7 protein-coding genes are annotated in these 7,682 nt (G+C 72.8%); 6 read left to right on the top strand and 1 reads right to left on the bottom strand.

Annotated features, from left to right (window positions below):
• Positions 1 to 785: 785 nt before the first annotated feature.
• A complete protein-coding gene (locus tag LCE31_RS23875; protein WP_225017440.1) occupies positions 786 to 998 on the bottom strand; it encodes a hypothetical protein in 213 nt (70 codons plus the stop codon).
• 99 nt (positions 999 to 1,097) lie between these two features.
• Here LCE31_RS23875 and LCE31_RS23870 point away from each other — a divergent pair, with 99 nt between their 5' ends.
• The 6 genes from LCE31_RS23870 (at position 1,098) to LCE31_RS23850 (ending at position 7,650) form a co-directional block, all read left to right on the top strand.
• Positions 1,098 to 2,711: an MFS transporter gene (locus LCE31_RS23870; protein WP_225017438.1), complete on the top strand. Its 1,614-nt coding sequence runs from the start codon at positions 1,098 to 1,100 to the stop codon at positions 2,709 to 2,711.
• A gap of 145 nt (positions 2,712 to 2,856) precedes the next feature.
• The gene (locus tag LCE31_RS23865) at positions 2,857 to 3,867 is read left to right on the top strand and encodes an alcohol dehydrogenase catalytic domain-containing protein (protein WP_225017436.1); all 1,011 of its coding nucleotides are present in this window, start codon (positions 2,857 to 2,859) and stop codon (positions 3,865 to 3,867) included.
• A gap of 266 nt (positions 3,868 to 4,133) precedes the next feature.
• Positions 4,134 to 4,220 (top strand): putative leader peptide, encoded by an 87-nt coding sequence (locus LCE31_RS41315; RefSeq protein WP_374118538.1) that lies wholly within the window; start codon positions 4,134 to 4,136, stop codon positions 4,218 to 4,220.
• A gap of 240 nt (positions 4,221 to 4,460) precedes the next feature.
• Positions 4,461 to 5,012, top strand: a complete 552-nt coding sequence (gene ssuE, locus LCE31_RS23860; protein ID WP_225017434.1) for an NADPH-dependent FMN reductase — start codon at positions 4,461 to 4,463, stop codon at positions 5,010 to 5,012.
• 98 nt (positions 5,013 to 5,110) lie between these two features.
• Positions 5,111 to 6,373 (top strand): LLM class flavin-dependent oxidoreductase, encoded by a 1,263-nt coding sequence (locus LCE31_RS23855; RefSeq protein ID WP_225017432.1) that lies wholly within the window; start codon positions 5,111 to 5,113, stop codon positions 6,371 to 6,373.
• Positions 6,370 to 7,650, top strand: a complete 1,281-nt coding sequence (locus tag LCE31_RS23850; protein ID WP_225017430.1) for an MFS transporter — start codon at positions 6,370 to 6,372, stop codon at positions 7,648 to 7,650. Before LCE31_RS23855 ends, LCE31_RS23850 begins: the two co-directional genes overlap by 4 nt.
• Positions 7,651 to 7,682: the final 32 nt, after the last annotated feature.

The following is a 7,682-nucleotide window of genomic DNA, read 5'->3' as shown; positions in this document are numbered from 1 at the left end:
GTCCCGCTCCAGGGCCCCCCGGCGCGCCCCCCGGCGCCGGCCCCCCCCCGGCCGCCGGCGGGGGGTGGTGCGGCCCGTGAGGGGGGCGGCCCCCCCCGCCGGGGGGGGGGGGCGGCGCGGGGGGGGGGGGCGGCGGGGGGGGGGGCTAAGGCCCCCGCGGCGAGCATGCCGAGCTAAGCGGCCGCCGCGGCGGCCGTCAGTCGGAACCTGCGGGATCGGAGCATCTGTCAACCTCCGTGTGGGGCGGGGGAGATGAGACCTGCGGGTGGTGCGGCGGTGCGGTGGTGCGGGCGGCGCGGTCGGGCGCGCGGCCTACGTGCGATTCCCGTTCGGACCCGCGTCCGGGGCGGTGCGGGTCGTACGGGAGTGGTGCGGGGCGTACGAGGTGGTGCGGGATGCACGGTGTGCGGTGCGCGACGTACGGGTGGTGCGGGGCGTACGGCGTCGGTGCGTGACGCACGGCGTGGTGCGGCGGTACGGGCGTGCGGAGACACTCTGCGCGCGTAGACCCGTAAACGGAAGACCGCCCCCTGCGACGGATCGGTGAACGTTCGGCGCATCACGCCCCCTTCCGCGCCCGGCCGGTCCGTACCGGCCGCCCGCACTCCGATACTCCTCGCGGACCGCGCCCGGGCGGAAGGTTTCGGCGCGGAACCACTCCTCCGGGTGGCGAAACGCTCCTGCGCGCCGGTGGGCACGCGGGCGCGGCGGGTGGGGGGGGGGCGGGGCGGGGCGCGCCCCGTACGCGGAGGCCCTCCGCGTGCGGGGCGCCGCGGGCGGCGCCGTCAGCGACGGGTGTAGCGCACCGCCATCAGCATGGTCAGCCCCATCGCGACCAGGGAGCTCACGATGCCGTACACATTGCCGAGGACCGCCCACAGGACCGTCAGCCCGGCCAGAATGACGACCCCGAGGATCGCCGGATTCTCGAACGAGGACTCGGCCGCCTGCCGGCCCAGCCGCCGTCCGGCCCCGAGGGTGCGCGTCATGGCGTTCATACCTCCATCATGCGCCCGCGCGGCGTCCGGTGCGCCGCGGCGGACACCCGTGGACGGCGCGTCACGGGGGAGCGGAGCGAGAGCCGCCTTTACCCTGAGGTGCGACCTGGACATGTCGGACATGCGTCGCATCGTCGAGGCGCCGCAGCCGGCCGCACCGATCGGTACCGGGCGCAGGCCCGGCACGCGCCGCCGCCCACTTCGTGCCCCTCGGAGGCGGTCATTCCTTCCCACCTCTCGACGCCTCCCGCCCGCCGCGGCCTTCCGCTGGCGGGCAGCTATCCCGGCGCCGTCGTCCTCGCCCTGCTGGCGCTGAGCCCCTTCCTCGTCCTCACCACGGCTCTCTCGCTGTTCCAGCCGCTGCTCATGCGGGAGCTGGACGCCAGCCGGTTCCAGCTCAACCTGACCGCGGGGATGGCCAACGCCGGGTACGCGTTCGGCGCGGTCGCCTCCGCCGACCTCATCCAGCGGCTGGCCCGCCGCAGCGTCTACCTCGTCTGCGAATGCGGCTTCGTGGTGAGCTCGGTCATCGCGCTCAGCGCCCAGGGGATCGGCCAGTTCATGGCAGGAGTGATCCTCCAGGGCCTGTTCACCGGGATGCTGCTGGTCGCCGCGCTGCCGCCGCTCGTCCTGACGCACGGCCTCGACCGGCTGCCGACCACCGCCGCCGTCATCAGCCTCGGACTGTTCGGCATGGTGACCACCGGGCCCGTCGTGGGCGGGCTCGTCGGCAGCTACGGCGGCTGGCGCCTGCTCTACACGTCCGTCGCGGTGCTCGCCGCGGTGGGTCTGACCGTCGGCGCCATGACGTTCGAGGGCAACCAGCCGCCGGACCGCAGGGCGCGCTTCGACTGGCTGGCGATCCCGCTGGCGCTCGGGACGACCGTACTGCCGTTCTTCGGGGTCTCGTGGCTGTCCCGCGGCTCCTTCACCGACGCCGGGTTCATCGTGCCCGTCGTGGTGGGCCTGCTGCTCGGTGTCCTCCTGGTGTGGGGGCAGTACCGCAGGGCCGTACCGCTGATGCCGGTGCGCCCCATCAGCAACACGCTTCCCGTCACCGGAACCCTCAACGCCATGGTCGTCGGCGCGTCCTTCACCACGCTGCTGGAGCTGATCGAGGTGTACCTCCAGGAGGTCGTGCACTACTCGCCGGTACGGACCGGACTGCTGATCGCGCCCCAGCTGCTGGGCATCATCATCTCCGCCGTGCTCTTCCGCCGGATCGTGACCACCCGGGGTACGCCCTTCCTGGCGCTCTCCGGCCTCGTCAGCGTCGTGGTGGGCGCCGGCATCCTGCTGGGGCTCTCCCCGTCGAACGCCTCCCCGGTCGTCGCCGTCGCCGCGCTGTTCCTCGGCTACGGCGCGGGCGCGGGCGTGGCCCCCGGGCTGTTCCTCGCCGGCTTCTCGGTCTCGGCGCTCCAGCTGGGCCCGACCTTCGCCCTGGTCGAACTGCTCCGTTCGGAGGCGGCGTTCCTCATCGGGCCGGTACTGCTGCACCTCGCGATGACACGGGACACGCTCGGACACGGATTCCACCTCAGCGTCCTGGTCATTCTGATCCTCACCGTGGTCGTCGGGGCGTTCCTGATCGGGCTGTACCTGCTCGGCGGCGCCCGGCCGACGGCCCCGGACCTCGAAGGCTGGTTCTCCGGCACCTCGACCGGCTACCACTCCCCGGCCCTGCTGTCCCGGCTCAGGAAGACCACGGCCTGACGCCACGCAGCGCCGCACGCCGCATGCCGCGCGCCGGGGGGAACGGGCGTGCAGCGTAACCCTGTCGCATTTACATTTCATGCTAAACAGACAGTTATCGCCCTGTTCCGTCGGAACGCCAGGGCCTGGTGTCTGGAGAAATGTGATGCGTGCTGCCGTGGCAACCGCCGTACGGGAACCTCTGTCACTCGTCGAGCGCGACGTGCCGGAACCGGGCGCGGGGGAGGTGCTCGTCAAAGTCACCGGGTGCGGTGTCTGCTATTCCGACCTGGGCCTTCTCCACGGCCAGTACGGCTTCGCCCGCTTTCCCGTCGTGCCGGGGCACGAGATCAGCGGCGTGGTCGAGGCGCTCGGCGAGGGCGTGACCTGGCCGGAGACCGGGACGGCCGTCGGGGGCCAGTTCCTCTTCGATTCGGACGGCATCTGCGAGTACTGCGTCCGGGGCCGGCAGATCCTGTGCCCGAAGAAGAGGATCACCGGAATCGTGGTGGACGGCGGATACGCCGAATACGTGATCCTCAAGGCCGGTTTCGTGACGCCGCTGCCCAGCGGCATCGACCCGGTGGCCGCCGCGCCGTTGATGTGCGCGGGCATCACCGCGTTCAACGGCCTCCGCCAGGGCGGCGTCGTGCCCGGTTCGCGCGTGGCGGTGATCGGCTCCGGCGGCATCGGGGCACTCGCGATCCGGTACGCCGTGGCGATGGGCGCGCGCGTCGCGGTGGTCGGCCGTTCCCGGCGCGGGGAGGACGCAGCCAGGGCCGCCGGCGCGGAACTCTTCGTCTCCTCCGACGGGCAGGACCCCGGGGAGGCCCTGCGGCGGTGGGACGGCGGCGCGCACGTCATCCTCAACGCGGCCCCCTCGAACGCCGCCGCCGCGGCCACGCTCCCGGGCCTGGCGCCCGACGGCACGCTGGTCATGTGCGGCTACGACGACGGGGCCTTCGCCGCGCCGGTCCCCATGATGGTGCTCAACCGCCTGCACGTCATGGGTTCGCCCTCGGGCTCGCCCGCCGACCTCAGGGACACCCTGGCGTTCTCCGTCCGCCACGGCATCATGCCGGACGTCACGCCCGTGGCACTGGACGAGGTCCCCGGAGTCCTGGACGCGATGGACGCCCACACCTCTCACGGGCGGAGCGTCATCGTCTTCGGATGACCCGGAGCGGAGGGCCCGGCCGCTGCGGGCGGCCCGGCCCGCGGCGCGCCGGTCACGTTCCGCGGTCGTGGGACCTCCCGGTCGCCCCGTCATGAACGGTCCCCGCGCGAGGACTTCGGGACGATCGCCCCTCCGGCGCGGGTGCGGGTCGTGCGGCGGGGGCGAGCGCCGGTCGACGCGGGACGCCCCCGCGCCCGGTTGCCTGCCGGGCCCGGGATGCGGACACTCCTTGACGTGGAGACCGTCGACCTGTTTGGCTATTTGGTATGAAGGTCGGATCAATGCTCACGCGGCGGCGCCACGTCGACTACGGACGTCTCGCCAGCGCCTTCTGCTGTCCCGCCGCTCGCTGAGGGCCCGCTTCCGCCGTTCGGCGAACCCCCTCACCTTCACCTGAGAGACGCGCGTCCCCTTCCCCTGGGCCACCCGCCGCCCTCCCCTTCGACCGCTGTCGATCGCCGCCGATCCCGGCCGAACCCGGCATGCCCACCGGGGGACGGCCCCGCCGCCCGTGCCGCAAGCCCGTCGTGCACTTCATGCCGGGTGTGTCCGTGGCGCGCCTCCGGCGTACGCCCACGACGAATCGAGTCCCCATGGCCACCGTCCTGTCCCTCTCCGGCAGTCCGTCCGCCTCCTCCCGCACCGCGCGACTCCTGCGTCACCTGGACGCCAGGATCATCGAGCGCGGCCACGACGTCGTACCGCTGGACGCGAGGTCGCTCCCGGCCGGCCCGCTGCTGCGCGCCGACACGTCGGCGCCCGACATCGCCCGCGCCATCGAGCTGGTGGAGCGCGCGGACGCCGTCGTCGTCGGCACGCCGATCTACCAGGCCGCGTACTCGGGCCTGTTGAAATCCCTGCTCGACCTCCTGCCGCAGTCGGCGCTCGAAGGCAAGACCGTGCTCCCGATCGCCACGGGCGGGACGGCGAGGCACGTTCTCGCGATCGACTACGCGCTGCGGCCCGTGCTGTCGTCGATGGGCGCGCACCACATCGTCCAGGGCTGGTTCGTACTGGACCGCCACATCACGGTCGACGACCGCGGGGTGCGAGTGGACGCCGTCGCGCAGGAGGGACTGCACAAGGTCGTCGACCGCTTCACGCAGGCACTTGAGGCGCGGCGCGACCTCAGCGCCGTCCGCTGAAACCACACTTCCCGAGTTCTCGCCTGCCCTGGATCGTATAAATGATTTTTTATCTGGGGCAGGGCCCGCAGCCTTCCGTCCGCACCACTGGAGCAACCGTGTCCATACGGGACCGCACGAGCCTCGCTGTGCCCGCGCAGCCGCAGGACTTCCCCGACAGCCCACTGAGCCGGGCCTTCCGGCAGCCCCTCATGCTCGGCGTCTTCCTGCCGTTGCAGACCGGCGGCTGGTCCCAGTCCACCCTGCCGCGCGGCACCGACTGGACCTTCGACTACAACCTCGACCTGACCCGCCGTGCCGAGGACCTCGGCTTCGACATCGCGTTCGGCCTGTCGCAGTGGCTGCCGAAGGGCGGGTTCGGCGGTGCGAGCCGGTACCGGGAGAACTTCCTCGACCCGTTCGTCTCCGCCGTCGCCCTCGCGTCCGCCACCCGGTCGATCCTCCTGCTGGGCACCATCCACGCGCTCTACGGCCCGTGGCACCCCCTGCACGTGGCCAAGTTCCTGGCCACCGCCGACCATGTCTCGGGCGGCAGGTTCGGCGCCAACATCGTGACCGGGTACGCCGACACCGAGCCCGCCATGTTCGGCATGACCCGCCCCGAGCACGACCGCCGTTACGAGATGGCCGACGAATTCGTCTCCGTGGCCAAGGACTTGTGGGCGGGCGAGGACAACCTCACCTTCCACGGCGCGCACTGGTCCCTTGACGAGGCGTACGTCTCACCGCGCCCGGCCTTCGGCCGCCCCGTCCTCGTCTCGGCGAGCGGCTCTCCCGCCGGGTTCGCCTACGCGGGGCGCCATTCGGACATCGTCTTCGTCTCAAGTCCCGCCGGCGAGGACCTGCGCGAGGCGCTGCCCGCGCTGCCCGCGCACGTACGCGCGGTGAAGGAGGCCGCCAGGGCGCAGGGCCGCGAGGTCCGGGTGATCATCAACCCCACCGTGGTGTCTCGGCCCACCAGCGCCGAGGCGCACAGCTACTACCGGGCCATCCAGGACCACGCCGACCTTGAGTCGATCGCCGCGTTCCAGTCCCGGCACGCGGCCGGCGACAGCCGCTCCTGGCTGGAACACACCGCGCGCGGCCGGGCGGTGGGCGGGCACCTGCACATCGTCGGCTCGCCCGAAGAGGTCGCGGACCAGCTCGACCGCCTGCACGCGACCGGTGTCGACGGCGTCCAACTCACCTTCTACGACTACCTCCCCGACCTCGACCACTTCGGCCGCGAGATCCTGCCCCTGCTCGAACAGGCCGGTCTGCGCAAGCCCGTTCCGGCATCGACGGCCACCGCGTCCGCCGACGTGCGGCGCGGCCCCGGGCACACCGGCGACGGCAGGGCCGCGAGCGGAGGCGTGTCATGACGACCACCTCGCTCCCCGCCGTCGACCAGCCCGGGGGAGACCAGCCCGGGGGAGCCGCACTCGGACGGCAGGCGTGGCTCGTCCTCGCCATCACACTGGTCTTCTGGGTGGCCGACGGTTACGACACCTTCGTCCTGATCATCACGGGCAAGCCCGCCCTCCTCGACCTGCTGCCCGCCGGCCAACAGGCCGCCGTGCCCCGCTACATGGGCTACCTCCTCGCCATCACACTCGCCGGCTGGGCCACCGGCGGCATCGTGGGCGGCGTGGTCGGCGACCGCCTCGGCCGCCGCAGGATCATGGTCGCGGGCGTGGCGCTCTACAGCGTGGCGACCGTCCTCGCGGCCACCACCGGCACATGGTGGCTTCTCAGCCTGTCGCGTTTCTTCACGGGCCTGGGCATCGGCGCCGAGTGGGGCGTGGGCACGTCACTGCTCCAGGAGACGTGGCCCGAGCGGTGGCGGACGCGCGGCGCGGGCCTGCTCCAGGCCGGCTTCTCCCTCGGCGGCCTGCTCGTCTCGGCGCTGTGGGTACTGATCGGCTCCACCTGGGGCCTGTCCTGGCGCTGGATGTACGTGTTCGGCGTGGTGCCCCTGCTCGTCATCGCCCTGGTCTACCGGCGTATCCCGGAGTCCGCCCGGTGGGTCACCGGCGGCTCGGTCCGCCGGCAGCGCGAGGGACTGCTGCGGGGGGCGACGGGCCGCAGGTTCCTCGCCGCCCTCGGCGTGTCCGTGGCGATCACGGTGGGCTGGTGGGCCGTGTCGTCGTACCAGCCGACCTTCGTGGGCGGCCTGGTCACCGACCCCCGCAGGACCGCCTTCTACACGGGCTGGGCCGGCGCGCTGTACAACGTGGGGGAGATCGCGGGCTGCATCGCGTTCGGCTTCCTCGCCGAGGCGTGGGGCCGCAGGGCCGTCACCCTGGTCTACCTCGCGGGTTCCTGCGCCATCGTCCCGCTGGTGTTCCTCGGACTGCACCAGGCCGGCCCCGCGACGCTCGCCCAGCTCGCCGCGGGACTCTTCACCGGCGGCCTGTACAGCTGGTACGCCGTGCACACACCGGAGTTGTTCCCGACGCGGGTACGGGCGACCGCGATCAGCGCGGTGTTCTCGGGCGCCCGGTACCTGGCCATGATCGCCTCCGTGGTCTCGGGCTCACTGGCGTCCGCGCTGGGCGGCTTCGACAGGGCCGCCGTGATCTTCACCCCCGTCTACCTGCTCGGCGTCGTCGCGGTGCTCTGCCTTCCCGAGACCCGCGGCAAGGGCCTGCCGGCATGACCGCCTCCCCGGTGCGGGCCGTCCCCGCGGCC

Source organism: Streptomyces sp. 8L, assembly GCF_020176795.1.
Lineage (GTDB): Bacteria > Actinomycetota > Actinomycetes > Streptomycetales > Streptomycetaceae > Streptomyces.
This window is presented reverse-complemented; position numbering and strand designations above follow the sequence as displayed.